We start from the raw sequence: 26,436 nt of genomic DNA on the forward strand, positions 1-26,436 counted from the left end.
CGCAAATCGACCTCTCCCTATGGGAGAGGTGGCCGGAGCGAGCCGCGATCGTGTCGTCCATTCGTCCTAACGCAAGCCCAGTCCGCGGGCGATGATGCCGCGCAGCACCTCGGTGGTGCCGCCCTGGATGGTGAGTTTCGGTGCGGTCTTGATGGCGAAATCGAGCTGCCGCTCCAGCGTCTCGCGGTTGGTCGCGGTCTCCTCGACGAAGGCGGCGAGATCGCGCACCCGGTGCGGCAGCTGCTGCTCCCAGACCGTGCCGATATCCTTGACGATGGACGCTTCCACCACCGGCTCCTTGCCGGCCTGCAGCATGCCGGCAACCGAAACCGACATGCGCCGCATGGTGTGGAGCTGCGCAACCAGGCGCCCGATGCCCTCGGCGCTGCGCGTGTCCGGGTTGGGGCCGATCGCGCGCACCAGCTCGGTCAGCACGTAATAGGTTTCGAGGAAGCGTTCGGGGCCTGAACGCTCATAGGCAAGCTCCGATGTCGCCTGCTTCCAGGCGCCATCGACCTCGCCGAGCACATGATCGTCGGGAATGAAGTGATCAGTGAAGACGACCTCGTTGAACTCGTACTGGCCGGTGATCTGGCCGATCGGGTTCACCTTGATGCCCGGCTGCTTCATCTTGACCAGGAACTGGGTCAGGCCGTGGCGGCGGTTTTCCTTGGTCGGCGGCGAGGTCCGGAAGATCGCGATCATGTAGTCGGCAATATGCGCCGACGAGGTCCAGATCTTGGTGCCGTTGATGAGATAGCCGCCGTCGGTCTTGGTCGCGCGTGTCTTTGCCGCGAACAGGTCGGAGCCGGAGTTCGGCTCGCTCATGCCGATAGCGAAACAGATCTCGCCGCGGCAGATGCGCGGCAGGATCTCCATCTTGATGTGCTCGGGCGCATATTTCAGCAGCACCGGTCCGCTCTGGCGATCGGCGACGAAGAAGCGCCGCGTCGGCGCATTCGCCACGCGCATCTCTTCGGTCACGACGTAACGTTCGAGGAACGAGCGCTCCTGGCCGCCATATTTTTTGGGCCAGGTCATGCCGAGCCAGCCCTTGGCGCCGACCCGGCGCGAAAATTCCGGCGCGTCGGTGTCCTCGCGGTTGGGCTTGTGCGGATCGAAGGTGCCGGCGGCAATTTCTTCGGCGAGGAAGGCGCGCACTTCCTTGCGCAATTGCTCGCATTTTTCGGGGAGGCGGATCGGATCGAAACGGAGGGCAGCGGTCATTGTGGTCGTCCCCTGATCAGCGCGAAGCCACGAGCGGCCACAATTCATCGGCGCCGCGGTTTGCAACGAGCCTGCCGAGCTCGACGGCCCAATGGCTCTCCGACCCGAAATCGTCGCGCCATGCCAGCGCCCGCAGCGAGTAGCGGTGCAGGATATGCTCCATGGTGAAGCCGATCGCGCCGTGGACCTGGTGCGCGATGGCGCCGCCCTTTTCCGCAGCTTCCGCGCAACGGATTTTTGCGGAGGCGGCTTCGAGATAAACCTCGTCGTCGAACGCCTTGGCGTTCGCAATCGCATCGGCGGCAGAGGTCGCGGCCGCCAGCGCTGCGGCGGATTCACCAGCGAGGCGTGCGAGATTGTGCTGCACCGCCTGGAATTTCGAGATCTTCTTCTCGAAGGCGACGCGCTCGTTGGAATAGCGAACGGAGATATCGAGCATGGATTCCAGCGCGCCGGCGATCTGAAGGCTGCGCGCGACGCCGCCCATCAGCATCAGCGTGGTCTGCTCAAAGCTTTGTGGCGCGGGCTTGAGGGTGACGGGCTGAACCTTATCGAGCGTCACGGTGTCGCTGTGGTCGTAGCCGACATTGAGCCCGGCTTCGATCCGGGACTTGTTCGCATCGACCAGCGCGATGGACATGCCGTCCTTGCCCCGCGCCAGCACCGCAAAATGCTTCGCCGCCTTGGCAAAGGGCACGCCGCGCGCGCGGCCGAAGAGCGCGCCGTCGGCATCGAGCGTGATGTGATCCTTTGGCGAGGCCGGCAGCACCGTCATCTCGCCCTCGGGCGAGGCAATCTTGGCCTGCGCGAGCAGCCAGCCCGCGAGCATGGTCTCGGCCAGCGGAACCGCGACCGCAAAGCGGCCCGCAGCGTTCAGAAGGGCAAAGCCGTCGGCAAGGCTGGCGCCGGAGCCGCCGAGGTCGTCAGGCACCCACGAGAGCGGCAGGCCGGCCTCGCTCAGCGCCTGCCACAGCGGCGCCTGCCACGAATTCTTCTTGTCGTTGTTGATGGTTTGCGGATCGGCGAGATCAGCGAAGATTTTTTCCGCGGTCTCGACGACGATATTGTCACTCTCCGCCACAGCGTTCCCCGTGCTTTGCCATTGGCGCGTCCGCCCGTGGATGGGCGCGCGGTGTCTTCTTGCGCCCGATGATCGGAAAAAGCCATGGCCCTGACAAGCGTTGATCGCAGGCCAACCTGCAGCGCCGGCATGGGCGACAAGCTAATTCCGCTTAGCGGAGTTTGCTCGATTTGCAGGGCGCGGCAAACTCGCTAAACAAGACGCCGACATCAGATCAGGGAGGAACATCAGGGATGGCAAAGGACAGCTTGTGCGCAGTCGTGACGGGGTCGGCATCCGGCCTGGGTGCTGCAACCGCGGAAATTCTCGCGCGGAGCGGGGCCCGGCTCGTCATCAACTATTCCTCGAGCCAGAAGGAAGCCGAGGCCACGGCTGAGCTCTGCCGCAAGGCCGGCGCCGCGGAAGTCCTGGTCGCGCAGGGCGACGTCTCAAAGGATGACGATTGCCGCAAGATCGTCGCAGCGGCGGCCGGGTGGGGCCGGCTCGACGTGCTCGTCAACAATGCCGGCACCACCAAGCACGTCGCTCACGCCGATCTCGACGGCTTGTCGGCGGAAGATTTCCAGCGGGTCTATGGTGTCAACACCATCGGATCGTTCCAGATGGTACGCGCGGCACGCAGCCTGCTCGAGGCCGGCGCCAAGGCTTCGGGCCGGTCGTCGGCGGTGGTCAACGTGTCCTCGGTCGCCGGCATCAGCGGCGTCGGCTCGTCGATCGCCTATGCCGCGAGCAAGGGGGCGCTCAACACCATGACCTTGTCGCTGTCGCGCGCGCTGGCGCCGCTGATCCGCGTCAATACGGTCTGCCCCGGCTATATCGACACGCCCTGGTTCACCAAGGGCCGCGGCGAGGCCGGCGCAAAACAGGTGCGCGACAGCGTGGTGGCGAAAGTGCCGCTCAAGGTCGCCTCGAGCGCGGAAGACATCGCGCAGCTCGTCTGCTTCCTCGCGATGCCGGCCTCCAGCAATATGACCGGCGAGGTCGTGCGCATGGATGCGGGGATGCATTTGATTACGTGACCCTGTCATTGCGAGCTAAGCGAAGCAAATCCAGAAAGCGTCCGCGGCGACGGTCTGGATTGCTTCGTCGCAAGAGCTCCTCGCAATGACGCCGTGTGAGGCGGCAGGCTCCCCTACGGCCTGCGGCGATCATCCCTTGATCACGCCGCTGGCCACCAGGCGGTGCCAGATGAACAGCACCACCACGGCGCCGATCGTGGCCATGATGAAGCCGGCGCCCTGGTCGGGGCTGTAATGGCCGATGGCCTGGCCGACGAAGGTCGCGAGAAACGCGCCGGCGATGCCGAGGATGGTGGTGAGGATGAAGCCGCTCGGATTGTTCGGCCCCGGCGCGAGCCAGCGCGCGATGAGGCCGGCAACGAAGCCGACGAGGATGATCCACAACAGGCCGCCCATGCTCATGACAGTGCTCCCCTCCCTTTGACGACAATCAGATGCGGCCCGAGAGCTCGTCCTCGGTCGGCAGCCTTCCGTCCGGCGTCAGATGGTCGACCACCTGCGGCAGATACTGGCTGAGGCCGGAGAGCAGCTCCTCGCGCGACAGGCCGCTCTGGGCGGACAGGCTGTCGATCTGGTCGGCGCCGAGCGCGCTGGCGAGATCGCCCGGTGCAATCGGCTTGTTCTCGCCCTTGCCGACCCAGGAATTTGCGGCGTCGCCATGGCCGCTCTGCTGGAGCTGGTTGAGGAGATCGCCAAGCCCGCCGCTCAGCACGGTGCCGGCCGCGCCGCCCGCTAGCAGGCCGCCAAGGCCGCCCTTCAGCAAGCCTCCGAGACCGCCAAGCCCACCGCTGTCTGCGGTGTTCACCGGCGGCGGCGCAGGCGTCGGCGACGGTTGCGGGGCCGTGCCAGATTGGTTTGCGGTGATATGCTTGAAGGCTTTCCAGGCGAGCAGGCCGAGCAGCGCCATGGTCATCGGCGACATGCCGCCGGAGGATTGCTCGGAGCTGGGCGTGCTGGGGCCGCGCGGGCCGTTCTGCATGCCGTTGAGGACGTCGAGTAGACCCATCGTGCTCTCCCTTTGGCGTCTCGTTCGGCGAGCGCTCGCCGCTGACAGGCCCCCGGGGCGAGAACATATGGGGCAGTCATGACGGTTACAAGGCGGCTGCGACGCGATGGGCAGCCGGCTTCGCCTCTGCTATCGAAGGCCGGTCATTCAGGGAGCGAGATCAGTGCTTACGGATCGACCGATCGTGGTGGCCGGCGCCGGCGCCATCGGCTGTTTCGTCGGCGGCATGCTGGCGGCCGCGGGCCGCCGCGTCGCGCTGCTGGTGCGGCCGCGGGTGAAGGGCGAGATCGAACACTTCGGCCTGCGGCTGACGGACCACGATGGCTCCGAGAACAAGCTCGGTGCTGGCCAGCTCGCTTTGTCGGAGGACCCTTCGATCTTCCACAGCGCCGGCATCGTGCTGGTGACGGTGAAGAGCGCCGACACCGCCGATGTCGCGGAGCAGATCGGGCAGCATGCGCCGCACGACGCCGTCGTGGTCTCGCTTCAGAACGGCATCGGCAATGTCGCGGTGCTAGGCGAGCGTCTCGGCGGCCGGCGCGTGCTCGCCGGCATGGTGCCGTTCAACGTGATCGCGATGGGTGAGGGCCGTTTCCACCGTTCGACCTCCGGCGATATTCATATCGGAGAGGATGCGGAGAACACGGCCGCGGCGCTCTCGGTTCCGGGGCTCACCATGCGCGCGAGCCGCGACATCACCGGCGTGCAATGGGGTAAGCTGATCATCAATCTGAACAACGCGCTCAGCGCGCTCTCCGACATGCCGCTCGCCGCTCAATTGGCGAGCCGCGACTGGCGAAGGCTGTTCGCGGACCAGATGGCCGAGGGCCTCGCCGCGCTGAAGGCCGCCGGCATCGCGCCGGTTTCGGCAACGCCGATCCCAATGGGATGGACGCCGACCTTGCTGAGGCTGCCAGATGTAATCTTCAATGCGATCCTGGGCCGCACGATGAAGATCGACCCCGAGGCGCGTTCCTCGATGTGGCAGGACCTGAAGCAAGGGCGCAAGACCGAGATCGACTATCTTCAGGGCGCGGTCATCGCGCTGGCCGAACAGAACAATATCGACGTGCCGCTGATGCGCCGCATTGTTGCGTTGATCAAGGAAGCCGAAGTCGCGGGCAAGGGCTCACCCGGGCTGACGCCACGGCAGATTCGCGGATCAGCGTGAGCGCGAAGGAGCAGTGCGATGAAGCGTTGTTTGATGATCGGGCTCGCGCTGGCTGCGCTCTGCGGCGCATCCACGTTCGCTGATGCAAGACCGCCGACGGTCGTGAACTCTCCGGGCTATGACGCGCGATTGCAGGAGAGCCGCAAGGCGTTGAGCGCTCCGCCAACGGCAGCGGCGCCCGCAATCAAACCCAAGCGCACTAAGAAGAAGCACGCGAACTGACGCCACGCTCTGCGCCGCCGTCCCGGACAAGCGCGCCCAAAGCGCGCGCCGATCCCCGACCCATAATCACAGGATTGGGTGTGGCGAAGACTCGTGGTTGCCGACTGCGTGCGACAACTCCTCCCTGTGGCGATGGGTCTCGGATCTGCGCTTAAGGTTGTCCGGGACGACAGCGGAGTTGGGAGCGGCCAGCTAACCCTTCTTCGCCGGCTTGCTCTGCGTTGGATTGAACAACTTCTTCAAATCGTTCAAGCTTTCCGACAGGCGCGGCCACTCGCAGGAGAACGAGCCCTTGGTGCAGGGCGCGCCCTTCGGCTTCGGGCCGACAGTCTGCTGCACCTTCGGCCGCTCAACCGGGACGGGCACGCGTGCGCGTTCGACCTCGGTTCGCAGTGCGATCTGCTGGAGCTGCTGGACCTGTTGTTCCTGCTGCTCGCGCTGCTGTCGCGCGGTGGCTTGGGCCGCTTCATTGCTGCGGCGCTGACTGGCGAGATAGGCGGTGTAGGCTTCGTCGATCTTCTTCTGCTCCTCGGGGGTCGGATTCGGCCCGGCGATGTCGAAGGTGCGATCCTGGAGGAAGTCGTAATAGGAATAGCCGCCGCCTGCCTTGCGGCGGCCAGCGAACTTGGCGTTGCAATCGGCGAGCGCCGCCGTCTTCTCAGCCTTGGTCGGAGATTTCTCGGCGGCGTCAGCGCATTGCTCGAAGTCGACCGGCGCGCGCTTCCACCATTGCGCCCGGGCATGCGGCAGCGTCAGCAGAAATAATCCTGCTGCGGTAACGAGAAGCGGCGCCGCACGACGCGATGCAACTACGACCGACATTTTACGAGAGCATTCCTTGCACGACTCAACCCCACCTGAGTCGAGCCGGATTTTTGCCTCTTTATCGCCGGCTTGTCACCCATGGAACCCGGGAATTTCATGGCTGGGCTGCTGACATTTTTTGCTTGACGTGGCGCGGGAGTCACAGCCGCGCGGCAGGTGATGCGCTTAAACTTTTATTGGTCTGAATTCGAAGGAGAATGTCCGTTGCGAGCGCTGGCAGGTATCGTCGCAACCGCCCTGGTGCGAACGTGGCGCCGGCCGCGCTCGAACAGCGCTATGTCGAGCGCGAGGTGATCTATCTGCTCGGCACCCTCGAACCAATCCGGAGCATCGCGCGCTCGACAAGAGCTGCATGGCGAAGGCGCAAGGCGCCACGCGCTACGCCCGCGGACATGCCTATGCGGAGGCGATGGCCAAGCGCAACCACCGCACGCCCAATCACAAGATCTGGACGTTCCCGGCGTCGGCCATGACGGCGACCAGATGCTGACCTCGCGGTGCGGGCTCGCGGCACTGTTCGATAGTGCGGGCTGCAGCGCGGAGCGCTGATGCGCATGCCTTGAAGGCTTGTGCCTTGAAGGCTTGGCTTTGGCTGTTACACTTCGCACTGTGAGCGCCTCATCGTGAGGCGGCGCCAAAAAGACGAAGTGGAAACGCCTGATGCTGCTGCCTCTGTCCGACGTGCCGCGCTGGTACGCTGAGCGCAAACCGCACGGCACGATCGCCGTCCGTCATGGGCAGGAGACGCTGACATGGGACGAGCTCGAGCGTGGCGCCAACCGGCGCGCGCGGGCGTTCATGGCCAAGGGCGTCAAGCCCGGTGACTTCGTCGCGATCGGATTACCCAACAGCAACGCGTTCTTCGAGACATCCTTTGCGGTGTGGAAGTGCGGGGCAACGCCGACCTCGCTGTCGTGGCGGCTGCCGCGCGGCGAAGCCGCCGCGGTGCTCGACATCCTCAAGCCGGCGCTGGTGGTCGGCGGCGAGGCCGATTGGAACGCGCCGAACCGTCTCCCGGCTGATTTCGTGCCGCAAGGTTTTTCGGACGAGCCGCTCGACCCGCCGGTGGCGCGCTACTGGAAGGCCATGACCTCAGGCGGCTCGACCGGCCGTCCCAAGGTGATCCTCGACCATCATCCGGCAGTGACCGACACCGTCGCTGCGCCGCCGCTGAATATCCCCTTCGGGGTCTCACTGCTCAATCCCGGCCCGCTGTATCACAATGCGCCGTTCATCGTGTCGCATTACGCGCTGTTCGCCGGCGGCAAGCTCACCGGCCTCGTCAAGTTCGACGCTGAGGAGACGCTGCGGCAGATCGAACGCGAGCGCGTGCAATGGGTCAATTTCGTGCCGACCATGATGCACCGGATCTGGGCGCTGCCGGAGACCGTGCGCAACGCCTACGATGTATCGAGTCTTCAGACGGTTTTCCATATGGCTGCTCCGATGCCGCCCTGGCTGAAGGAGAACTGGATCGCCTGGCTCGGGCCCGAGCGGATCTGGGAGCTCTATGGCGGCACCGAGCGCCAGGGCGCCTGCATCATCTCCGGTACGGAATGGCTGACGCACAAGGGTTCGGTCGGCAAGATCGGCGACATGGCGAAGCTTCGCATCATCGGCGAGGACGGCAACGATGTCGCGCTTGGCGAGACCGGCGAGATCTATTTCCTCAACAATGACGGCACGGACGCGACCTATCACTATCTCGGCGCCGAGCCGAAGCGCCGTGCCGACGGCTGGGAATCGCTTGGCGATATCGGCCGGCTGGATGCGGAAGGCTATCTCTATCTCGGTGACCGTCTTGCCGACATGATCCTGCGCGGCGGCGCCAACATCTATCCGGCCGAGGTTGAGGCCGCCGTCTCCGCCTGTCCCGGCGTGCGTTCCTGCGTCGTGGTGGGATTGCCCGATCCGGAATTGGGCCAGCGCGTCCACGCCATCATCGAGCCGGAGCCCGATGCCGACGGTCAGGCCATCGCTGATGGCGTGGCCGATTTCCTGAAGGACAAGCTCAGCCGCTACAAGCACCCGGAGAGTTTCGAGATCGTCAACGCGCCGCCGCGCGATGATTCCGGCAAAGTCCGCCGCACCCTGTTGCGCGACGAGCGCGCGGCGTGGATGAAGGAGGGGCGCGCCTTCCGGATTTGGCCGGCGAAGGCGCGGGCGCACGCCGAATAAGACAAAAACACGGACAAGAACACGGAAGGACGACATGACGATCACCATCGCAGCGAGCAGCGTGCCGAAGCCGCCGGCGAGCATCATCGCAGGTTTCGGCGACGCGCCGACCTCGGTGATCTCAGACAATCTGGCCCGGCTGCCGGGCGCAGTGGGGTTAAGGCCCTTTCATCGCGGCGGCAAGCTGGTGGGAGCGGCCTTCACGGTGCGCACCCGTCCCGGCGACAATCTCGCCATCCACCGCGCGCTCGAGCTGGTCGGCCCTGGCGACGTCATCGTGGTCGATGGCGGCGGCGACGAGTCGCGAGCCCTGGTCGGCGAGATCATGAAGAACATCGCGCAATGGCGCAAAGCCGAAGGCTATGTCATCGACGGCGCGATCCGCGACGTTGCGGCGTTCGCGGCCGACGACTTTCCCTGCTACGCCCGCGCGGTGATCCATCGCGGCCCCTACAAGAACGGCCCCGGCGAGATCAACGTGCCGGTCACGATCGGCGGCAGCGTGATTGCGCCCGGCGATATCGTCGTCGGCGACGAGGACGGCGTGGTGTCGTTTCCCGCCGCGGGCGCCGCGGCTCTGCTGGAGGCGGTGCGCGTCCAGGTCGCGCGCGAGGAGGAGACGCTGAAGGCGATTCGCGAGGGGCGCTACCAGGGCTCCTACGGCAAGTCCTGATCAGGCGACGACAAGAGAGGATGGCATGAGCCAGAAGAATGAATTCCACAATATCGATGATCCCAGCGACGGGCTGTTTCGCGAACTCGCGGCTGGGGTGACCACGCGCATCTTCTCCGGCGAGCAGGCGATGCTGTCGGTGGTGACGCTCGCGCCGCACGCGCAGGGCACGCTGCACCATCATCCCGAGGAGCAATGGGGCGTGCTGCTCGACGGCTCCGCCATCCGCGTCCAGGGCGATGAGGAAATCCCGGTCAAGAAGGGCGATTTCTGGCGCACACCCGGCAACGTGCCGCACACGATGCGCGCCGGCCCCGACGGCGCCCGCGTGCTGGACATCTTTAGTCCACCAAGGCCAGAATACAGGAAACCGGGATCCGGTTTCGGGACGACCTGAAGCGCTCAAAAGAAAAAGCAAAGCGCGCGGGGATCAAAGGGAGGGGACCATGACGATCACGCGACGTACGCTCCTGGCTGCGCCGGCCATCCTCGCAATGGCGCAGGCGGCGGCGCAAGGGAGCAAGATCACGCTCGTGGTGCCGTTTCCGCCGGGCGGATCGACCGACGCGATGGCGCGGCTGTTGCAGTCCAATCTGCAAACCAGGCTTGGCCGCATCGTCGTGGTCGAGAACAAGTCGGGCGCCGCTGGCGCGCTCGGAGCGGCGCAGGTGGCCAAGAGCCCCGCGGACGGCTCGACATTTTTGGTGACGTTCGATTCCCATGCGGTGATTCCATCCATCCTCGACAAGCCGCCGGTGGATGTCGAGCGTGAGCTGATGCCGGTCCTGCTGATCGGCACCGCGCCTTACGTCATCGCGGCCGGCGCCGGCCGTCCCTACAAGAGTTTCGCGGACGTGGTGGCGGCCTGCAAGGCGACGCCCGGCGCGGTGAAATATGCCTCGGTCGGCATCGGCACGCTCGGCCATCTCGCCATGACCGTGCTCGGCAGCAAGGCCGGTGTCGAGATCATGCACGTACCCTATCGCGGCGGCGGCCCGGCGATGAACGACGTGCTCGGGGGCCATGTCGATCTGATTGCGGGATCGGCGGCGCTGGTCGCAGCCCAGCTCGGCACCAACATGCTGCGACCGATCCTGCAGCTTGGCCGCGAGCGGCTGCCGGCACTGCCGGACACGCAGACCGCGATCGAGGCGGGCTTTCCGGACTTCGAGACGCTCGCCTGGTGGGGCATCTTCGCGCCCGCCGGCACGCCGCCGGACATCGTTTCGGCCATGGCGACGGCCTCCAAGGAGATCCTGAGTGAGCCCGCGACCGCCGCCCAGCTCAAGGACACCCAGCACATGACGCTGCTGCTCGAGGACGGCGCCGCGTTCAAGGGCTTCTTCGACAAGCAGGTCGCTTATTGGGGCAAGGTGGTAAAGGATAACAATATCAGGGCTTAGCTATCCGGCCTCTTCAAACTCCGCGGAGCGGCCGCGCGAAGCTGAGCTCATGGCCATCGGGGTCGGTGAGATGGAAATAACGTTCGCCCCATTCCGCATCGCGCGGCGTGGTCGAGGGCCGCCATCCGGCGGCGCGCGCCTGCTCAAAAGTCGCGTCGACATCGGCGACATAGAAGATGACGCGGCCCCACCAGGACCAGCGCTTGTCGTCCGGCTGTGCCGTCAGGTTGAGATAGCCGGTCCCGGCGCGAAAGCTGGTAAATGCCGCGGCTTTTCCGCCATAGAGGAGCTCGAACCCCAGCGAATGATAGAAGTGAACGGCGCGCGCCATGTCGTGCGTGCCGAGGGTGATAGCGCTGATGCTTTCGATCATGGGAGCTGCTCCGCAGGGTCAACCCAGACGCGATTGTACAGCCTCCTCGCTCGGCTTGGCGATGACCCGCCTTGCGGCTGGCGAACGGCATCCTGCTCTGCTATGAGGGGGCCGAACCCGCAACTCCGGGTTCCGCGGTCCCGTAGCTCAGCCGGATAGAGCGGCGGTTTCCTAAACCGTAGGTCGGAAGTTCGAGTCTTCCCGGGATCGCCATTTTCAGGGCACCGTTACGGTTTGCCACGCCGCTCGGCGCAAAAATTGCTAGAAGCGAGCGGCTTCCTTCCTTGCTGGCCCGGCCGACGTGCCCGCCACACCTCACAGCACTATCCGGAGACGACGATGCCTTTCGACCTGATCCTGCGCGGCGGCCGTGTGGTCGATCCGTCCCAGAAGCTCGATGCCGTGACCGATGTCGCTTTTGCCGGCGGCAAGGTGGCAGCGGTCGGCAGCGGGCTCAAGGCCGATCCGGGCACCGAGGTCCGTGACGCGTCACGCTACATCGTGACGCCGGGGCTGATCGATCTGCACACCCATGTCTATTGGGGCGGCACCTCGCTCGGCATCGATGCCGAGGAGTTCTGCCGCCTCTCCGGCGTCACCACGGCGGTGGATACCGGCAGCGCCGGGCCGGGCAATTTCGCAGGCTTTCGCAAGCATGTGATCGAGCCGAGCCAGGTCCGCATTCTCGCTTATCTGCACGTCTCGCATGCCGGCATCTTCGGCTTCTCGCACCGGATCATGGTCGGCGAGAGCGAGGAGCTGCGGCTGATGAATCCGATCGACGCGGCCAAGGTGGCGGATGCCAATCGCGATCTCATCGTCGGCATCAAGGTGCGTGTGGGCCTGCACTCCTCGGGCACGTCCGGAACCGTGCCGCTCGACATCGCGCTCCAAGTCGCGAACGAGGTCGGCATGCCCCTGATGGCGCATATCGATCACCCGCCGCCGAGCTATGAGGAGGTGCTGGCCCGCCTGCGCCCAGGCGACGTGCTCACCCACGCGTTCCGCCCCTTCCCCAACACGCCCGCGACCGCGCAGGGCACGGTGAAGAAGGCGGTGCTGGATGCACGCGAGCGCGGCGTGCTGTTCGACATCGGTCACGGCAAGGGCTCGTTCGCGTTCAAGACCGCGCGCGCGATGCTCGCCAACGGCTTCTATCCGGACACGATCTCGTCCGACATCCACATGCTGTGCATCGACGGCCCCGCCTATGACCAGGTCACGACCATGTCGAAATTCCTGTGCATGGGCATGGAGCTACCGGATGTGATTGCGGCTTCGACGGTGAATGCGGCGATGGCGCTGCGCCGCCCCGAGCTCGGCAGCCTCAAACCGGGCAGCGTCGGCGACGCCACGCTGATCTCGGTCAAGCAGGGCCAGTTCGATTACGAGGACGTCGTCGGCGAGCACCTGATCGGCGATCGCAAGATCGTCTCCGACGGTGTCGTTATCGGCGGCCGCTGGTGGCATCCGAATTGAGCAGGACGCGATTACAGCGACCTTGCAATCAACAGCTTCATGATCTCGTTGGTGCCGCCGTAGATCTTCTGGATGCGGGAATCGATGAAGATGCGTGAGATCGGGTATTCCTGCATGTAGCCGTAGCCACCGAACAGCTGCAGGCATTCGTCGGCGGTCTCGACCTGCTTCTCCGAGCACCAATATTTCGCCATCGACGCCGTGACCGTGTCGAGGTCTTTTGCGATCAGGCGCTCGATGCACCAGTCGACGAAGACGCGCGCGATCATCGCCTCGGTCTTGCGCTCGGCGAGCTTGAACGCGGTGTTCTGGAAGTCCATCAGCGGTTTGCCGAAGGCTTTCCGCTCCTTGGTGTAGTCGGTGGTGAGCTTGATCGCACGCTCCATCGCGGCGACGGCGCCGACCGCGAGCGCGAGGCGCTCCTGCGGCAATTGCTGCATCAGCTGGACAAAGCCCTGGCCTTCCTCCTTGCCGAGCAGGTTGTCCGGCGGCACGGTGACATTGTCGAAGAACAGCTCCGACGTGTCGGAGGCGTGCAGGCCGATCTTGTCGAGGTTGCGCCCGCGCCGATAGCCTTCAGTGCCCGCCGTCTCGACCACGATCAGCGAGATGCCTTTCGCGCCCGCCTCGCCGGTACGTGCGACCACGATGACGAGATCAGCGGCCTGGCCGTTGGTGATGAACGTCTTCTGGCCGTTGATGACGTAGGAATTGCCCTGCTTCTTCGCCGTGGTCTTCACGGCCTGCAGATCCGAGCCCGTGCCGGGCTCGGTCATGGCGATGGCGCCGACCATCTCGCCCGAGGCCATCTTCGGCAGCCAGCGCTTCTTCTGCTCCTCCGAGCCGTAATTGAGAATATAGTGCGCGACGATGGCGCTGTGCACGGAGACCCCCGTCGTCAGCTCCGGCACCGTGCTTTCGAGATCGTCCAGCACCGCCGCGTCATAGGCGAAGGTGGCGCCCAACCCGCCATATTCCTCCGGCACGCTTGCCAGCAGCGCCCCCATCTCGCCGAGCCCGCGCCAGGCGAAGCGGTCGACCATTTTCTGCTCGCGCCATTTTTGCGCGTGCGGCGCCAGATCCTTGGCGAGATATTTCCGGAACTGGTCGCGGAAGATTTCGAGCTCTTCGGTCATCCAGGAGGAGCGGTAGGACATGGTTACCTCGGTTAATGCGGCTGTCCGGCTTGGTAGGCCGGCAGGGCGCGGCAATTATTGTGTTTTCAGGCTGCGCCAGTGACGCTACCAAGGCGGCCGGAAATGCATCAGGGTGTCTGATTTTGGCTGCCAAAACTCAAGAGCTCAAGCTCGACATCGAGCGCATCGGCACAGTCTCGGCGATCCTGACGCAGCCGGCCGAGGCGCGCGCCTGCTACGTGCTGGCGCACGGCGCAGGCGCCGATATGCGGCATGCGTTCATGGAGAAGGTCGCACAAGGTCTCGCTGACCGCGGCATCGCGACGCTTCGCTTCAATTTCCCGTACATGGAGAAGAAGCAGCGGCGTCCCGATCCACCGGCGGTCGCCCACGTCGCGATCCGCGCGGCGGCCGTGGAGGCGGCGCGGCTGTGCCCGGGATTGAAGCTCGTGGCCGGCGGGAAGTCGTTCGGCGGGCGCATGACCTCGCAGGCGCAGTCCAAGGCCCCATTGCCTCACGTCAAAGGGCTCGCCTTCCTCGGCTTTCCCCTGCATGCCGACAAAAAGCCGTCGGTCGATCGGGCCGAGCATCTCGCCGCCATCGCAATCCCGATGCTGTTCCTGCAGGGGACGCGCGACGGGCTTGCCGATCTCGGCCATCTCAAGCCGGTCGTCGCGCGGCTCGGAGCGAAGGCGACGCTGCATGAGATCGAGGGCGGCGATCACTCCTTCGCGGTCCTGAAAAAGTCCGGCCGCAGCAATGACGAGGCGCTGACAGAGGTGCTCGACACGCTGGCGGCTTGGATCGATGGGCTTGCCTGAAGCTCACGCCGCATAGAGCCCCTTGTCGCGCGCCTTCTGGATCGCCAGCGCGGCGATCAGGTCGAGGGCAGGCGTCGATAGGCCGGCGGCGCGCGCGAAGGCGGCCGGCGCCTTCACCAGCACGTCGATCTCCATGGCGCGACCGAGCTCGTAATCCTGGAGCAGCGATGGCTTGTGATTGGGGGCGGGGCCGCTGCGGGTCACGCGCTTGACCTCGGGGATGAAGTGCTGGGCGATGTCGTTGGCCTCGTTCAGCATGCGCGGAATGACTTCAGTGAAGGCGGGATCGTCGCGCACGCCGCGCGCGGTCTGGCCGGTGAGCAGGCACAGCACCGACAGCGACATGTTAGTCAGGAGCTTTGACCAGATCGCCTCGCGGATCTCGGCCACCGGCGGCGATTCCAGCCGGGCATCGTTGAAGACACCGCGCAGCCTGGTGATGCGCTCGGAATTGCGGTCGTCGCATTCGCCGATCAAGAGGCGGTTGCGGTCCGGGGTGAGGTTCTGCACCACGCCGGGCGCGATCACCTCGTTGGACGAGAAGACGATGCCGCCGACGATGCGTTCCTTCGGGATGCAGGCGCGCAAGCGCCCGCCGGGATCGAGAAACGAAATGTCCGGCGGCGTGGGGTGTCGCGGCGGCAGGCCGATGCCGTACCACCAGGGAATGCCGTTCTGCGCGAACACGATCGCGGTGTCGTCTTGCAGCAGCGGCTTGATGCTGGAGACCAGTCCCTGAAGCGCGGTTGCTTTCAGCGTCGAGATCACGACGTCCTGCGGCCCGAGTTGGGCCGGATCGCCGGACGCGTTCACCTTGGCGCCGACCTCGGAATCGCCGACGCGCAGCTTGAGGCCGCCGGCGCGCGCCGCCTCCAGGTGCGCCCCCCGCATCACGCAACTGACCTCATGGCCCGCGCGTGCCAGCCGTACCGCAATGTGGCTGCCGACGGCGCCCGCGCCGAAAATGCAGATGCGCATGTCTGTGTCCCGTCCTGATCTCTTGCCGCCTGGTGCCAGCATGACACAAGCCGCCATGCGATGGACGCGGCCGCCCCACGCCGGAAAGATATGGATCAGGGCGCGCGGCCTCGGCCATAGTGCGCGGCAAACAAATCGACCGGAGGATCGCCGATGACCGCCAATCCAGTGTTGTGGACCCTCGACGAGCGCGGCGTTGCGACCGTCACCCTGAACCGTCCCGAGGTCAACAACGCCTATGACGGCGCGTTGATCGCGAGCGTGCTCGCGGCCATGGACGATCTCGGCAAGAAGCAGAGCCTCCGCGTCGTCGTGCTCCGGGGCAATGGCAAGCATTTCCAAGCCGGCGCCGACCTCAAATGGATCAACGGCGTGCGACCGCAATCGACCCAAGCGAACGAGGCGGCCTCGCGAGCGACCTTCGAGGCCGTGCAGCGGCTCAACACGCTGCCGGTTCCGACGGTCGCGCTGGTGCAGGGCGGCTGCTTCGGTGGCGGCACCGGCGTGATCGCGGCCTGCGACGTCGTGATCGCCGCGGACAACGCCCTGTTCTCGATCACCGAGGTGCGCTGGGGCCTGACCGCCGCCATCATCATCCCGCAGCTCTGCGACGCAATGAGTGTACGGCAAGTCCGCCGCTACGCGCTGACCGGCGAGCGCTTTGGCGCCGAGGACGCCCGCCGCATCGGCCTCGTCCACGAGGTGGTGCCGCTCGCCGAACTGGAGGCCGCAGGCAGCAAGGTGGTCGAGCAGTTGCTCGCCAACGGGCCGGAAGCGATGGCCGAAACCAAAATGCTCGCGATGGAGAGCTCGTTCGGCGGCATGGCGGTGGACGATGCCGCTTACACGCGCCTCGTGCACCTGCATTCGGTCAAGCGCCAGAGCGCAGAGGCGGCGGAAGGGCTGGCCTCGTTTGCCGAGAAGCGGGCGGCGAATTGGCGGGGCGGCAAAGGTTAGGCGTTCAGCAGCCGCGGCAGATGTTGTTGATGCTGCGATAGACGGCATCATCGTCCTGCCGCATCCGGCGCAGCGTTTCCAGTGTCCTGCGCTCGTCGATCGCGAGCTTTTTTGGTGGATTGTAGCTCAGTGCGCACTGATCCATAGTCGGCCTCAAGCAAGAGAGTTGTGAACAGGGACGCGTCATGCGGGCGATGATCGAAGAACCGGCACGACAGGTGCCGCTCTATGGCGAATATGAAGTCGTCGTGCTCGGCGGCGGCCCGGCCGGCATCGTTGCGGCGGCGTCAGCGGCGCGCGCGGGGCGGAAGACTCTGCTGGTCGAGCGCTACGGCTTTCTCGGCGGCATGGGCACGGCAGCCGGCGTCACCAATTTCTGCGGCCTGCACGGCAATGTCTACGGCGAGCATCGCCGCTTGGTGCAGGGCATGGCCTCGGAGCTGCTGGCGCGGATCGATCGGCTCAACGGTCTCAATGCGCCGCACCTGATCCTCGGCAAGGTCTTTGCCCAGGCCTATGACACCGCCGCCTACAAGATCGCGGCCGACGAGCTGCTTGCCAGCCATAAGGTGCACATCCTCTTTCACGCGCTCGGCGCCGGCGTGGTGATGGGCGATGACCGCCGCATCGATGCGCTGATGGTCGAGACCAAGGCGGGCCGGCAGGCGGTGCGATCTGAGATCTTCATCGACTGCTCGGGCGACGGCGATCTCGCGGTGTGGGCCGGCGCGCCGTTCGAGATCGGCGACGAGCATGGCCATCCGATGTACCCCTCGATGATGCTGCGTCTCAACGGCATCGATCCTGCGAAGGCAGGGGAGGCCTGGCGAACCATTCCGCAATTGATGGAGAAGGCCACTGCCGCCGGCACGCACAAATTCCCACGCAAGAGCGCGATCGTGCGGCCGCAAAAGTCCGGCATCGAATGGCGGGTGAATTTCACGCAAGTCGCGCGCGAGGACGGCCACGCCATCAATGGCGTCGAGCCCGACGACCTCACCCGCGGCGAGATCGAGGGCCGCAAGCAGGCGCTCGCCGCGTTCGAGTTCCTGCGCACTGTGCCGGGCTTCGAAAATTCCTACATCGTCGACCTGCCGCCGCAGCTCGGCATCCGCGAGACCCGCCGCATTAGCGGCGGCTACCAGCTCAGCGGCGAGGACGTGCTCGGCTGCGCTTCGTTCGAGGATTCGATCGGCGTCAATGGCTGGCCGATCGAGGCCCATGTGCCCGGCGACGTGGTCTTCACCTTTCCGCCGATCCCGGACTCGCGCGGCTATAACGAGCTGCCGTACCGGATGCTGGTGCCCGAAGGCGTCGACAATCTCCTGGTCGCCGGCCGCTGTGCCTCCATGACCCATGAGGGCCAATCGGCGGCACGGGTCTCCGGTGCGTGTTTCGTGATGGGGGAGGCGGCCGGTTCCGCTGCCGCCCTGGCGCTGGCCGGAAACCGGATGCCACGTGACATCGCCGTTGAAAAATTGCAGGAAACGTTGAAACGGCAGGGCGCCTTCATCGGGCGGGACCAGACGGTGCCCAAGGGCCTGTAGCGGACTGCAAGAGAATGCCCAAGAGAAGCACTGGAGGAAATGGGATGATGGGGATGGCGCGGCTCGCGCTGGTGGGCCTTTTGGCGATCACGGCGATGAGCACGGCCCGGGCCGAAGACGCGCTGAAGGCGAAGATCGGCGTGCTTCGTCTGTCGTCCTCCGCGCCGGTCTTCATTGCGCAGGACAAGGGCTATTTTCGCGAGGCCGGCTTGGAGGTCGAGCTGAAGTTCTTCGACGCGGCGCAGCCGATCGCGGTCGCCACCACATCGGGCGACGTCGATTTCGGCATCACCGCCTTCACCGCCGGTCTCTACAATCTCGCCGGCAAGGGGACGCTGAAGGTGATCGGCGGCATGAGCCGCGAGAAGGCCGGCTATCCCCTGATCGGCTATTTCGCCAGCAACAACGCCTATGCCGCCGGCCTGAAGACGCCGAAGGATCTTGCGGGCAAGCGCGTGGCGGTGACGCAGGTCGGATCGAGCTTTCATTACTCGCTCGGGCTGCTCGCCGACAAATATGGCTTCAAGCTCGCGGACGTGAAGATCGTGCCGCTGCAATCGCTGTCGAATGCTGCGGCTGCGCTAAAGGGCGAGACCGTCGATGCGGCGCTGCTTCCGGTCTCGACGGCGCGAAAGCTGATCGATGAGGGCGGCGCGAAATTTTTGGGCTGGGTCGGCGACGAGACGCCCTGGCAGTTAGGGGCGGTGTTCGCTTCGCCGAAGACGCTGACCAACAAGGCGCTGGTGACAAAACTGCTCGCCGCTCTGGCGAAGGCCGATCGCGAATATCACGACGTCATCCTCGCGGCGATGAAGGACGGTGTTGCGCCGGTCAACGACCAGACCAAGCCGCTCTTGGAGATCATTGCCAAGTATACCAACCTCCCGGTCGAGCAGGTGGTTGGCAACTGTGCCTATATTGACCCCGACGGCAAGCTGGATGTGAAGAACGTCGACAACCAGATCAAATGGCTCCAGGAGCAGGGTTTTGCCGACAAGGGCTTTGATGCGAACGCGATCATCGCGAAGGACTATGTGAAGGCGGATTGATGCTGACGATGCAGACTCTCGTGACGGGCAACCTGCCACCTTCCCCTGAAGGGGGAGGGTCGATCGTGCCGGCGATGCGCAGCATCGTCCGGAGCGAGCGGGGTGGGGTGAGCCATGGCGGTGGTCTGTCCGTCGTTCGCTCCGAGTACTCGCGGAAAGTCCGGGAGCAGGCATTGTCAGCATCCATGTGGATAGACCGCCACCCCATCCCGGTTTGCATTTCGCTTCGCCGCATGCAAACCGACCCTCCCCCTCCAGGGGACGGTGAAGAAGGCGGGCGCGCATGGATCTGATCGCCAACCACATCTCTCATCGCTTCGGCGACCTCGCCGTGCTCGACGACGTCTCGTTCACCGTCAGCGCCGGCGAGGTCGTGGCGATCGTCGGTCCCTCCGGCTGCGGCAAGAGCACGCTGCTGTCGATCCTCGGCGGCCTCTTGCAGCCGAGCTCGGGTGCGCCCGAGCTGCGCGGCCAGCCGCCGGCGGACAGCCTCAATCCGCTGACCTTCGTGTTCCAGGATTTTGCGCTGCTGCCATGGGCGACGGTCGAGGAGAACGTCGAATTCCCGTTGCTGCACACGCAGCTTTCAGCAACGCAGCGTCGCGCGCTGGTCGAGGACGCGCTGCGCCGCACCGGCCTGACTGAATTTCGCAAGACCTTTCCAAAACAGCTCTCCGGCGGCATGCGCCAGCGCGTCGGCATTTCGCGCGCGCTTGCGGTCAAGCCTGCGATCCTGCTGATGGACGAGCCGCTGTCGGCGCTGGATTCGCAAACCCGCGAACTGCTGATGGAGGATTTCGTTCGCCTGCTCGCCGACGGCGGCATGGGCGCGGTCTACGTTACCCATAATCTCGAAGAGGCAGCGCGGCTCGCCGACCGCATCGTGGTGCTGTCGCGGCGGCCCGGCCGCATTCGCGAGGTCGTGACCGTGCCGATGACGCGTGCAGAGCGCGGCGAAACCGCTGCGCGGGAAAAGCTGCTGGCGCTGCAAAGCCAGATCTGGTCGCTAATCCGCAACGAGGCGATCGACGCCGAACGCGAGGTTCAGCATGCTTGACCGTGCGCCGGCGGAAGGCGCTTCGAGGGACCAAGCGACTCGACGCGTCCGCTTCCGCGGTGCGGGCTTCGTGCCTGCGTCGAGCCGCTTCGGCGGCTGGATCGCGCTCGCGCTCGTCATCGCGATCTGGCAGGCCGCCGGCACCGCGGGCTTCGTCAATCCGCTGTTCCTGCCGGCGCCGTCGGCGATCGTACGTGCGATCTATCAGCTCGCGATCTCTGGCGCGCTCTGGCAGCACGTTTCGGCCTCGCTGCTGCGCATCGGCATCGGCTGGTTGCTCGGGACGGCGGCGGGCGTTGCCGTCGGGTTCGCCATCGGCCTGTCGCGGCTCGCGCGCAGCGTCGGCATCACCTTGATCTCGGCGCTGTTCCCGATCCCGAAGATCGCGCTGCTGCCGCTCCTGATCCTTTGGCTCGGCATCGGCGAAGAGCCGAAGATCGCGACCATTGCGCTCGGCGTCTTCTTCTCGACCGCGATCTCGGTCTATAGCGGCGTCGACGCGGTGCCGCGCAACCTGATCCGCATGGCGCAGAGCTTCAACGTTCCGTTTGCCACCATCGTGCGCAAGGTGATCTGGCCTGGCGCGCTGCCCGCGATCCTCGCTGGCTTCCGCATCACCGCCTCGGTCGCGCTGCTGCTCGTCGTCAGCGCCGAGATGATCGGCGCGCAATACGGCATCGGGGCCTTCGTGCTCCAGGCCGGCAATCTGATGCAGACGGATCAGCTGCTTGCGGGTGTGGTGATTCTGTCGGTGTTCGGGCTGGCCGTGGGGAAGGTGATCGGCTGGCTGGAGACAAGGCTGCTACACTGGCGGTGAGCACCGCTGTCATTCCGGGGCCCGCGAAGCGTGAACCCGGAATCTCGAGATTCTCAGGTGCGCAAGAGCGCACCATAGTTCGATGCTTCGCATCGTCCCGGAATGACGGGTCAACCCTCACGCGTTCCCGCGATCTTCCCGAAACAGATCCAGCTTCTGCTGCACCGGCCGGTCCGAAAAGCTGAACAGCACAGCGTCCTCATCCGCCTCGTGCGTGACCCAGTGCCAGCTCGGCACCACGAACAGATCGCGCGGGCCCCATTCGAAGGTCGCTTCCCCAATCCGGCTGCGGCCGCGGCCTTCGATCGGGCAGAACACCGTGGCATCGGTCGAGCGATAACGCGCGGTCTTAAAAGCCTTCGGCAGCAGCTGGATGAAGGTGCCGATGGTCGGCATTGCGAAATCGCCGGTCTCGGGATTGCTGAACTTCAGCTTCAGGCCGTGGCAGGCGTCCCATTCCTGACACACGCGGGCTTTCTCCAGCGCTTCGCGGGTGTAGGCATAGGGATAGCTGAAGATCGGCGAGGTCTTCGAGCTCCGCTTTACGTCGACCGGCAGCAGGTTGTGGCCGTAGCGCGCAAAGCTGTCGCCGGCAGGTCTTGTGATCTTCTGCTGGTCCTCCTTTGAGCCTTCCGCAAAGGAGCAATCGAAGAACTGCACCAGCGGGATATCGAGGCCGTCGAGCCAGAACATCGGCTCGCTGGTCTCGTTGGAATGATCGTGCCAGGTCATCGACGGCGTGATGATGAAGTCGCCGGGCTCCATCGCAGTGCGCTCGCCGTCGACCGCGGTGTGTGCGCCCTTGCCTTCGAGCACGAAGCGCAGCGCGGACTGGCTGTGGCGGTGCGCGGGCGCGACGTCGCCGGGCACCACCATCTGAACGCCGGCATAGAGCGAGGTCGTGATCTTGGACTGGCCGCGCAGGCCCGGGTTCTCCAGAACAAGCACGCGCCGCTCGGCTTCCTTGGCAGTGATCAGCTTGCCGGCTTCCGTCATGTAGTCGCGGATGATGTCGAACTTCCATAAGTGAGGCCGGCAGGCGCTCTTCGGCTCCGGCGTGATCAAGTCGCTCATCACCGTCCACAGCGCGGTGAGATTTTCGCCGTCGATCTTCCGGTAAAACGCCTCGCGTTCCGGCGTCTTGGTCACGGCTTCCATGGTGCGGCTCCCGCTCGTTTGTTGATTTGACAGTATACTGACGATATAGGTAGCGTCAACGTGAGGGATGTTGGTCGTACATTTCGGGGCGATGCGGCAGCATCGCACCCGGAATCTCGAGGTTCCGGGTTCTCGCTCCGCGAGCCCCGGAACGACAAGAACCAAGGGAGGTCTCAATGAAGCTGCACGGCTATTTCCGCTCCAGCGCCGCCTATCGCGTGCGGATCGCGCTGAACCTCAAGCGCCTCGGTGCCGAGCATCTGCCGCATCATCTGCGCAAGGGCGAGCAATGCGCGCCCGCCTATCTCGCCATCAATCCGCAAGGCCTGGTGCCGGCGCTGGAGGACGATGCAGGCGAAGTGCTGACCCAATCGGTCGCGATCATCGAATGGCTCGACGAAACGCACCCCAATCCGCCGCTGCTGCCGAAGGACCCGCTGCGCCGAGCCAAGGTGCGCGCGTTCGCGCTCGCGATCGCCTGCGACACACATCCGGTGCAGAACCTGAAGGTGCTGGCGCGGCTGCGCGAGCTCGGCCTTGCCGAGGAGAAGGTCCAGGACTGGGCGGCCTGGGTCAACCGCGAGGGGTTGTCGGCCTGCGAGGCGCTGATCAGGGACGAGCCGGGCCCGTTCTGCTTCGGAGACGCGCCGACGCTGGCCGATCTCTGTCTGGTGCCGCAGCTCGCCAATGCGCGCCGTTTCGGCGTCGATGTGTCGGCCTATCCACGCCTGCTTCAGGCAGAAGCCGCCGCCAAGGCAATGCCGGCCTTTGCCAATGCCGCGCCGGAGAAGCAGCCCGATGCCGAGTAAGCCTCTTCCTCCGATCACGATGGATGCGGTCTATGCCGCGCCAGGCTATCTGTTCCGGCGCATGCAGCAGATCGCGGTCTCGATCTTCATGGAGGAGTGCAAGGCGTTCGACCTGACGCCGGTGCAATATGCGGCGCTGATCGCGGTCCACACCCATCCCGGCATCGACGCGACGCGTCTGTCGGCGGTGATCGCCTTCGACCGCTCCACGCTCGGCAGCGTGATCGAGCGGCTTCAGGCCAAGGCCTATATCGAGCGCAAGCCGGCGCCCGAGGACAAGCGGATCAAGCTGCTCTATCTGACCAAATCAGGCGCCGCGATCCTGCGCGACATCATCCCCGCCGTGGAGCGAGCCCAGGCGCGCATGCTGGAGCCGTTGAAACCCGCCGACCGCAAGGCGCTGCTGGAGCTCTTGGTGCAGCTGGTCGATCTCAACAACGAAGCCTCACGCGTGCCGCTGCGGGCCGAGGATGCGCTGGAACATCTGGGGAAGGGCGGGTGACGGACTCCAGTTGTGTAGCGACGCTGTCGCCTCGATCTCAACTGTCATTCCCCGCGAAGGCGGGGATCCAGTACGCCGCGGCTTCTCGGCTGAATCACATTTGTCTCGGAATACTGGATCGCCCCCCTTCGCGGGCGATGACAGCGTGGTATGGTCACGTGAGCGTATCCCTCACATCCTCGGCCTCACATTCGCAGCAACGCCTGCCGGTCGATCTTCCCCGTGCCCGTCTTCGGCAGCTCGTCGATGAAGATCACCTCGCGCGGATATTTGTAGGGCAATAGCTTACCCTTCACATAATCCTGGAGCTTGCGCGTCGTCTCGCTCTGATCAGTGGTGCGGTTGTTCATCACCACCACGGCCTTCAGCGTCATGCGCCGGTCCGGCAGTTCGGCGGCGAACACCGCGCATTCGCGAATATCAGGGTGGTCGGCGAGGCAGAGTTCGACCTCCAGCGGATAGACCCACTGGCCGGAGATCTTGATGAGATCGTCGGCGCGGCCACGGAAGAAGTGGAAGCCTTCGGCATCGCGCACGAAGCGATCGCCGGTGTAGATCCAGCCGCCCTCGCGGATCGTCTCGGCGGATTTGTCCGGCCGGTTCCAGTACAGCGGCGTGTTGGAATCGCCGCGCACCCACAAGATGCCTTCCTCGTTGTTGGCGACGTCGCAGCCGTCCTTGTCGCGCAGCGCAACCTCGTAGCCGGGAACGCGCAGGCCGGCGGCGCCGAGCTTCTTCCGCTCGGGACGGTTGGAGAGATAGATGTGCAGCACCTCGGTCGAGCCGAGGCCTTCGACGATCTCGAGGCCCGTGAGCGTCTTCCAGCCGTTGAAGACTTCGGCCGAGAGCACCTCGGCGGCGGAGAGCGCCATACGCAGCGACGAGAAATTCGTCTTGTCCGCGTCTTCGGCCTTGGTCAGCGATGTATAAAGCGTCGGCAGGCCGAAGAACACCGTCGGCTTGTATTGCTCGATCGCCGAAAAGATCGATGCGGGCTTCGGCTGGCCTGGCAACAGCAACGTTGCCGCGCCCGCCGAGAATGGGAAGGTGACGGAATTGCCGAAGCCATAGGCGAAGAATATCTTCGGCACCGAAAAGCAGATGTCGCCAGACGTCAGCTTCAACACGCTCCGGGCAAAGGCGGCTTCGCTATAGGCCATATCGTGCTGGAGATGCACGATGCCCTTGGGCCGGCCGGTCGAGCCGGAGGAGTACATCCAGAACGCCATCTCGTCGCGATCGGTGTTGGCTTCCGCGAGTTCGGCCGGGAACTGCATGAGCCAGCTTGCCGCTGCGATCGCAACAGGCGCGGCGTGGTCGCGCACCTCGCCATTGACGACGATCAGCGTGTGCAGACCCGTGTCCCTGCAAGCTTCCGCATTGAAGCGCGCGCAGAATTCGGCATCCACCACCGCAACGGCAGCGCCGGAATCGGCAAGATAGAACTGCAAGAGGTCCGGCGGCGTCAGCGTGTTGATCAGGAGCGGCACGAAGCCGGCGCGCACCGCGCCGAAGAAGGCGGCGGGATAGGTCGGCGTGTCGTCGAGAAACAAGAGCACGCGGTCGCCGCGCTTGAGGCCGAGCGAGGCAAGCCCGTTGCCCCAGCGGCAAGCCTCGGCGCAGAGCTCGGCATAGGTCCGCGTGCCCGCCGGGCCGATGAGCGCGAGCTTGTCGCCGCGCCCCTTGTCGAGATTGTCGAACAGCACGCGGCCGGCGTTATAGATTTGCGGAACGGCAAAGCCGATCTCGCGTGCGCCGGGGCTGTCCGCGGGCACCTGGTCGCGAATCTCGTTGCTCATGCCGCACCCCCGCCGTTCTTGGCCGCCTCGTAGCGCGCCATGAAGGCCGGGGACATCGCCCGCAGCCGGGAATCGTCGATACGGCCGGACCGGGTGATGTAGCTATAGGCGAAATCCATCACGGGCAGCTTCATATGGTCGGCGAAGTGCTCGTACCAGAACGCGCTGGTGCGCGCGGCATCGACGAGTTTTTGCACGATCGGCTTGCGCGCGGCCTGGTACCGATGCAGCGCGGTCGACAAATGCGCATCCGATTCCAGCGCCTTGACCAGCGCGATGGCGTCTTCGATCGCGAGCCGCGTGCCCGATCCGATCGAGAAATGCGCCGAGTGCAGGGCATCGCCGAGCAGCACGATGTTCTTGAACGACCAGTGCTCGTTCCAGACCCAGGGAAAGTTGCGCCAGACCGATTTGTTGGAGACGAGGCAATGGCCGCCAAGCGTGTCGGCAAACACCTCCTCGCAAACGCCCTTGGACTGCTCGACGTCCTTGTAGGCGAAGCCGTAGGCCTGCCATGTCGCGTGGTCGCATTCGACCAGGAAGGTGCTCATGTTCGGCGAGTAGCGGTAGTGATGGGCGTTGAAGGCGCCGCGGTCGGTCTTCACGAAAGTCTGCGACAGCGTGTCAAAGCGTTTCGAGGTGCCGTACCAGACGAACTTGTTGGAGGAGTAGGACAGCGAGGTGCCGAAATCGCCCTCATAGGCCCGGCGCACCAGCGAGTTGAGGCCGTCGGCGGCGACGATGAGATCGTGGCCGTTCAGTTGGTCGATCGCATGGATCTGGGTGTCGAAGCGCGGGGTGACGCCGGCATCGAGCGCGCGCTGCTGCAGGAACTTGAGCAGCTCGAGCCGTCCGATCGAGGAGAAGCCGACCCCGTCGATGGCGACGCTGTCCCCGTGCAGGTTCAGCGTGATGTTCTCCCAGCTCTCCATATGCGGCGCGATCGCGTCGACCGTTTCGGGGTCGTCGGCGCGCAGGAATTCCAAAGCCTGGTCCGAGAACACGACGCCAAAGCCCCAGGTCGCGTCGGCCGGGTTCTGTTCGAACAGGTCGACTTGATCCTCGGGGTGACGCCTCTTCCAGAGATAGGCGAAGTAGAGCCCACCGGGCCCCCCGCCAATCACGGCGATCCGCAACGTCTGCCTCCCT

Annotated in this window: 28 protein-coding genes, 1 tRNA gene and 1 pseudogene; 18 read left to right on the plus strand and 12 right to left on the minus strand. The window is 65.2% G+C overall.

What is annotated here, in order from left to right:
- Positions 1 to 66: 66 nt before the first annotated feature.
- Together IVA92_RS16010 and IVA92_RS16015 are read right to left on the minus strand one after the other, a co-directional pair.
- Positions 67 to 1,227 (minus strand): acyl-CoA dehydrogenase family protein, encoded by a 1,161-nt coding sequence (locus tag IVA92_RS16010; protein WP_247276331.1) that lies wholly within the window; start codon positions 1,225 to 1,227, stop codon positions 67 to 69.
- 16 nt (positions 1,228 to 1,243) lie between these two features.
- A complete protein-coding gene (locus tag IVA92_RS16015; protein WP_247276332.1) occupies positions 1,244 to 2,308 on the minus strand; it encodes an acyl-CoA dehydrogenase family protein in 1,065 nt (354 codons plus the stop codon).
- Between the two features lie 233 nt (positions 2,309 to 2,541).
- Here IVA92_RS16015 and IVA92_RS16020 point away from each other — a divergent pair, with 233 nt between their 5' ends.
- The gene (locus IVA92_RS16020) at positions 2,542 to 3,327 is read left to right on the plus strand and encodes an SDR family oxidoreductase (protein WP_247276333.1); all 786 of its coding nucleotides are present in this window, start codon (positions 2,542 to 2,544) and stop codon (positions 3,325 to 3,327) included.
- A 129-nt stretch (positions 3,328 to 3,456) separates the two neighbouring features.
- On the opposite strand, the gene IVA92_RS16025 is transcribed toward IVA92_RS16020, so the two are convergent.
- Both IVA92_RS16025 and IVA92_RS16030 read right to left on the minus strand, forming a co-directional pair.
- Positions 3,457 to 3,729: a GlsB/YeaQ/YmgE family stress response membrane protein gene (locus IVA92_RS16025; RefSeq protein ID WP_247276334.1), complete on the minus strand. Its 273-nt coding sequence runs from the start codon at positions 3,727 to 3,729 to the stop codon at positions 3,457 to 3,459.
- A 28-nt stretch (positions 3,730 to 3,757) separates the two neighbouring features.
- Positions 3,758 to 4,333 carry a YidB family protein gene (locus IVA92_RS16030; protein WP_247276335.1) on the minus strand — a complete coding sequence of 192 codons (576 nt, stop codon included), beginning with the start codon at positions 4,331 to 4,333 and terminating at the stop codon, positions 3,758 to 3,760.
- A gap of 163 nt (positions 4,334 to 4,496) precedes the next feature.
- Here IVA92_RS16030 and IVA92_RS16035 point away from each other — a divergent pair, with 163 nt between their 5' ends.
- Both IVA92_RS16035 and IVA92_RS16040 read left to right on the plus strand, forming a co-directional pair.
- Positions 4,497 to 5,504, plus strand: coding sequence for a 2-dehydropantoate 2-reductase (locus tag IVA92_RS16035; RefSeq protein ID WP_247276336.1), 1,008 nt, complete (start codon positions 4,497 to 4,499; stop codon positions 5,502 to 5,504).
- Between the two features lie 18 nt (positions 5,505 to 5,522).
- Positions 5,523 to 5,726, plus strand: a complete 204-nt coding sequence (locus tag IVA92_RS16040) for a hypothetical protein (protein ID WP_247276337.1) — start codon at positions 5,523 to 5,525, stop codon at positions 5,724 to 5,726.
- Between the two features lie 192 nt (positions 5,727 to 5,918).
- On the opposite strand, the gene IVA92_RS16045 is transcribed toward IVA92_RS16040, so the two are convergent.
- Positions 5,919 to 6,548: a hypothetical protein gene (locus IVA92_RS16045; protein ID WP_247276338.1), complete on the minus strand. Its 630-nt coding sequence runs from the start codon at positions 6,546 to 6,548 to the stop codon at positions 5,919 to 5,921.
- 260 nt (positions 6,549 to 6,808) lie between these two features.
- Between IVA92_RS16045 and IVA92_RS16050 the strand changes: the two are divergent.
- From IVA92_RS16050 to IVA92_RS16070, 5 genes and pseudogenes are all read left to right on the plus strand, one after another.
- Positions 6,809 to 7,100: pseudogene (locus tag IVA92_RS16050) on the plus strand (alpha/beta hydrolase); the annotation flags it as partial.
- Between the two features lie 111 nt (positions 7,101 to 7,211).
- A complete protein-coding gene (locus tag IVA92_RS16055) occupies positions 7,212 to 8,729 on the plus strand; it encodes an AMP-binding protein (protein WP_247276339.1) in 1,518 nt (505 codons plus the stop codon).
- A gap of 34 nt (positions 8,730 to 8,763) precedes the next feature.
- Positions 8,764 to 9,402 carry an RraA family protein gene (locus tag IVA92_RS16060; RefSeq protein WP_247276340.1) on the plus strand — a complete coding sequence of 213 codons (639 nt, stop codon included), beginning with the start codon at positions 8,764 to 8,766 and terminating at the stop codon, positions 9,400 to 9,402.
- 25 nt (positions 9,403 to 9,427) lie between these two features.
- A complete protein-coding gene (locus IVA92_RS16065; protein WP_247276341.1) occupies positions 9,428 to 9,799 on the plus strand; it encodes a cupin domain-containing protein in 372 nt (123 codons plus the stop codon).
- 49 nt (positions 9,800 to 9,848) lie between these two features.
- On the plus strand, positions 9,849 to 10,805 hold the full coding sequence (locus tag IVA92_RS16070) for a tripartite tricarboxylate transporter substrate-binding protein (RefSeq protein ID WP_247276342.1): 957 nt from the start codon (positions 9,849 to 9,851) through the stop codon (positions 10,803 to 10,805).
- A 13-nt stretch (positions 10,806 to 10,818) separates the two neighbouring features.
- Here IVA92_RS16070 and IVA92_RS16075 read toward each other — a convergent pair whose 3' ends face one another.
- A complete protein-coding gene (locus IVA92_RS16075) occupies positions 10,819 to 11,178 on the minus strand; it encodes a VOC family protein (protein ID WP_247276343.1) in 360 nt (119 codons plus the stop codon).
- 136 nt (positions 11,179 to 11,314) lie between these two features.
- Between IVA92_RS16075 and IVA92_RS16080 the strand changes: the two genes are divergently transcribed.
- A tRNA-Arg gene (locus IVA92_RS16080) sits at positions 11,315 to 11,391 on the plus strand.
- A gap of 126 nt (positions 11,392 to 11,517) precedes the next feature.
- A complete protein-coding gene (locus IVA92_RS16085; protein ID WP_247276344.1) occupies positions 11,518 to 12,657 on the plus strand; it encodes an amidohydrolase/deacetylase family metallohydrolase in 1,140 nt (379 codons plus the stop codon).
- A gap of 11 nt (positions 12,658 to 12,668) precedes the next feature.
- Here the strand turns inward: IVA92_RS16085 and IVA92_RS16090 are convergent, their stop codons facing one another.
- Entirely contained in the window at positions 12,669 to 13,814 is a 1,146-nt protein-coding gene (locus IVA92_RS16090) for an acyl-CoA dehydrogenase family protein (RefSeq protein ID WP_247276345.1), read from the minus strand.
- Positions 13,815 to 13,936: 122 nt separating this feature from the next.
- On the opposite strand from IVA92_RS16090, the gene IVA92_RS16095 reads away from it, so the two are divergent.
- A complete protein-coding gene (locus IVA92_RS16095) occupies positions 13,937 to 14,614 on the plus strand; it encodes an alpha/beta family hydrolase (protein ID WP_247276346.1) in 678 nt (225 codons plus the stop codon).
- Positions 14,615 to 14,617: 3 nt separating this feature from the next.
- On the opposite strand, the gene IVA92_RS16100 is transcribed toward IVA92_RS16095, so the two are convergent.
- Positions 14,618 to 15,592: a ketopantoate reductase family protein gene (locus IVA92_RS16100; protein WP_247276347.1), complete on the minus strand. Its 975-nt coding sequence runs from the start codon at positions 15,590 to 15,592 to the stop codon at positions 14,618 to 14,620.
- Between the two features lie 153 nt (positions 15,593 to 15,745).
- Here IVA92_RS16100 and IVA92_RS16105 point away from each other — a divergent pair, with 153 nt between their 5' ends.
- A complete protein-coding gene (locus IVA92_RS16105; RefSeq protein ID WP_247276348.1) occupies positions 15,746 to 16,549 on the plus strand; it encodes an enoyl-CoA hydratase-related protein in 804 nt (267 codons plus the stop codon).
- A gap of 4 nt (positions 16,550 to 16,553) precedes the next feature.
- Here the strand turns inward: IVA92_RS16105 and IVA92_RS16110 are convergent, their stop codons facing one another.
- Positions 16,554 to 16,694 carry a hypothetical protein gene (locus tag IVA92_RS16110; protein WP_247276349.1) on the minus strand — a complete coding sequence of 47 codons (141 nt, stop codon included), beginning with the start codon at positions 16,692 to 16,694 and terminating at the stop codon, positions 16,554 to 16,556.
- Positions 16,695 to 16,734: 40 nt separating this feature from the next.
- Between IVA92_RS16110 and IVA92_RS16115 the strand changes: the two genes are divergently transcribed.
- The 4 genes from IVA92_RS16115 to IVA92_RS16130 all read left to right on the plus strand — a co-directional run bounded on the left by IVA92_RS16115 (position 16,735) and on the right by IVA92_RS16130 (position 21,019).
- Positions 16,735 to 18,096 (plus strand): FAD-dependent oxidoreductase, encoded by a 1,362-nt coding sequence (locus IVA92_RS16115; RefSeq protein WP_247276350.1) that lies wholly within the window; start codon positions 16,735 to 16,737, stop codon positions 18,094 to 18,096.
- Positions 18,097 to 18,140: 44 nt separating this feature from the next.
- Entirely contained in the window at positions 18,141 to 19,145 is a 1,005-nt protein-coding gene (locus tag IVA92_RS16120; RefSeq protein ID WP_247276351.1) for an ABC transporter substrate-binding protein, read from the plus strand.
- 283 nt (positions 19,146 to 19,428) lie between these two features.
- Positions 19,429 to 20,202 carry an ABC transporter ATP-binding protein gene (locus IVA92_RS16125; protein ID WP_247276352.1) on the plus strand — a complete coding sequence of 258 codons (774 nt, stop codon included), beginning with the start codon at positions 19,429 to 19,431 and terminating at the stop codon, positions 20,200 to 20,202.
- A complete protein-coding gene (locus IVA92_RS16130; RefSeq protein WP_247276353.1) occupies positions 20,195 to 21,019 on the plus strand; it encodes an ABC transporter permease in 825 nt (274 codons plus the stop codon). The genes IVA92_RS16125 and IVA92_RS16130 overlap by 8 nt, the downstream gene beginning before the upstream one ends.
- 117 nt (positions 21,020 to 21,136) lie before the next feature.
- Here IVA92_RS16130 and gtdA read toward each other — a convergent pair whose 3' ends face one another.
- Positions 21,137 to 22,177, minus strand: coding sequence for a gentisate 1,2-dioxygenase (gene gtdA, locus IVA92_RS16135; protein WP_247276354.1), 1,041 nt, complete (start codon positions 22,175 to 22,177; stop codon positions 21,137 to 21,139).
- A 176-nt stretch (positions 22,178 to 22,353) separates the two neighbouring features.
- Here gtdA and maiA point away from each other — a divergent pair, with 176 nt between their 5' ends.
- Both maiA and IVA92_RS16145 read left to right on the plus strand, forming a co-directional pair.
- Positions 22,354 to 22,986 carry a maleylacetoacetate isomerase gene (gene maiA, locus IVA92_RS16140; RefSeq protein WP_247276355.1) on the plus strand — a complete coding sequence of 211 codons (633 nt, stop codon included), beginning with the start codon at positions 22,354 to 22,356 and terminating at the stop codon, positions 22,984 to 22,986.
- Positions 22,976 to 23,488: a MarR family transcriptional regulator gene (locus tag IVA92_RS16145; protein WP_247276356.1), complete on the plus strand. Its 513-nt coding sequence runs from the start codon at positions 22,976 to 22,978 to the stop codon at positions 23,486 to 23,488. The genes maiA and IVA92_RS16145 overlap by 11 nt, the downstream gene beginning before the upstream one ends.
- Positions 23,489 to 23,673: 185 nt before the next feature.
- On the opposite strand, the gene IVA92_RS16150 is transcribed toward IVA92_RS16145, so the two are convergent.
- Together IVA92_RS16150 and IVA92_RS16155 are read right to left on the minus strand one after the other, a co-directional pair.
- The gene (locus IVA92_RS16150; protein WP_247276357.1) at positions 23,674 to 25,287 is read right to left on the minus strand and encodes a benzoate-CoA ligase family protein; all 1,614 of its coding nucleotides are present in this window, start codon (positions 25,285 to 25,287) and stop codon (positions 23,674 to 23,676) included.
- Positions 25,284 to 26,423: an FAD-dependent monooxygenase gene (locus IVA92_RS16155; RefSeq protein WP_247276358.1), complete on the minus strand. Its 1,140-nt coding sequence runs from the start codon at positions 26,421 to 26,423 to the stop codon at positions 25,284 to 25,286. The genes IVA92_RS16150 and IVA92_RS16155 overlap by 4 nt, the downstream gene beginning before the upstream one ends.
- Between the last annotated feature and the right edge of the window lie 13 nt (positions 26,424 to 26,436).

The organism is Bradyrhizobium sp. 154 (genome assembly GCF_023073875.1).
Classification (GTDB): domain Bacteria; phylum Pseudomonadota; class Alphaproteobacteria; order Rhizobiales; family Xanthobacteraceae; genus Bradyrhizobium.

Excerpts from the sequence above, each read along its gene's own strand:
- IVA92_RS16010 (WP_247276331.1), bottom strand. The coding sequence starts at position 1,227 with ATGACCGCTGCCCTCCGTTTCGATCCGATCCGCCTCCCCGAAAAATGC.
- IVA92_RS16020 (WP_247276333.1), top strand. The coding sequence starts at position 2,542 with ATGGCAAAGGACAGCTTGTGCGCAGTCGTGACGGGGTCGGCATCCGGC.
- IVA92_RS16025 (WP_247276334.1), bottom strand. The coding sequence starts at position 3,729 with ATGAGCATGGGCGGCCTGTTGTGGATCATCCTCGTCGGCTTCGTTGCC.
- IVA92_RS16030 (WP_247276335.1), bottom strand. The coding sequence starts at position 4,333 with ATGGGTCTACTCGACGTCCTCAACGGCATGCAGAACGGCCCGCGCGGC.
- IVA92_RS16040 (WP_247276337.1), top strand. The coding sequence starts at position 5,523 with ATGAAGCGTTGTTTGATGATCGGGCTCGCGCTGGCTGCGCTCTGCGGC.
- IVA92_RS16045 (WP_247276338.1), bottom strand. The coding sequence starts at position 6,548 with ATGTCGGTCGTAGTTGCATCGCGTCGTGCGGCGCCGCTTCTCGTTACC.
- IVA92_RS16055 (WP_247276339.1), top strand. The coding sequence starts at position 7,212 with ATGCTGCTGCCTCTGTCCGACGTGCCGCGCTGGTACGCTGAGCGCAAA.
- IVA92_RS16060 (WP_247276340.1), top strand. The coding sequence starts at position 8,764 with ATGACGATCACCATCGCAGCGAGCAGCGTGCCGAAGCCGCCGGCGAGC.
- IVA92_RS16065 (WP_247276341.1), top strand. The coding sequence starts at position 9,428 with ATGAGCCAGAAGAATGAATTCCACAATATCGATGATCCCAGCGACGGG.
- IVA92_RS16070 (WP_247276342.1), top strand. The coding sequence starts at position 9,849 with ATGACGATCACGCGACGTACGCTCCTGGCTGCGCCGGCCATCCTCGCA.
- IVA92_RS16075 (WP_247276343.1), bottom strand. The coding sequence starts at position 11,178 with ATGATCGAAAGCATCAGCGCTATCACCCTCGGCACGCACGACATGGCG.
- IVA92_RS16085 (WP_247276344.1), top strand. The coding sequence starts at position 11,518 with ATGCCTTTCGACCTGATCCTGCGCGGCGGCCGTGTGGTCGATCCGTCC.
- IVA92_RS16090 (WP_247276345.1), bottom strand. The coding sequence starts at position 13,814 with ATGTCCTACCGCTCCTCCTGGATGACCGAAGAGCTCGAAATCTTCCGC.
- IVA92_RS16100 (WP_247276347.1), bottom strand. The coding sequence starts at position 15,592 with ATGCGCATCTGCATTTTCGGCGCGGGCGCCGTCGGCAGCCACATTGCG.
- IVA92_RS16105 (WP_247276348.1), top strand. The coding sequence starts at position 15,746 with ATGACCGCCAATCCAGTGTTGTGGACCCTCGACGAGCGCGGCGTTGCG.
- IVA92_RS16110 (WP_247276349.1), bottom strand. The coding sequence starts at position 16,694 with ATGGATCAGTGCGCACTGAGCTACAATCCACCAAAAAAGCTCGCGATC.
- IVA92_RS16115 (WP_247276350.1), top strand. The coding sequence starts at position 16,735 with ATGCGGGCGATGATCGAAGAACCGGCACGACAGGTGCCGCTCTATGGC.
- IVA92_RS16120 (WP_247276351.1), top strand. The coding sequence starts at position 18,141 with ATGATGGGGATGGCGCGGCTCGCGCTGGTGGGCCTTTTGGCGATCACG.
- IVA92_RS16125 (WP_247276352.1), top strand. The coding sequence starts at position 19,429 with ATGGATCTGATCGCCAACCACATCTCTCATCGCTTCGGCGACCTCGCC.
- IVA92_RS16130 (WP_247276353.1), top strand. The coding sequence starts at position 20,195 with ATGCTTGACCGTGCGCCGGCGGAAGGCGCTTCGAGGGACCAAGCGACT.
- gtdA (WP_247276354.1), bottom strand. The coding sequence starts at position 22,177 with ATGGAAGCCGTGACCAAGACGCCGGAACGCGAGGCGTTTTACCGGAAG.
- maiA (WP_247276355.1), top strand. The coding sequence starts at position 22,354 with ATGAAGCTGCACGGCTATTTCCGCTCCAGCGCCGCCTATCGCGTGCGG.
- IVA92_RS16145 (WP_247276356.1), top strand. The coding sequence starts at position 22,976 with ATGCCGAGTAAGCCTCTTCCTCCGATCACGATGGATGCGGTCTATGCC.
- IVA92_RS16150 (WP_247276357.1), bottom strand. The coding sequence starts at position 25,287 with ATGAGCAACGAGATTCGCGACCAGGTGCCCGCGGACAGCCCCGGCGCA.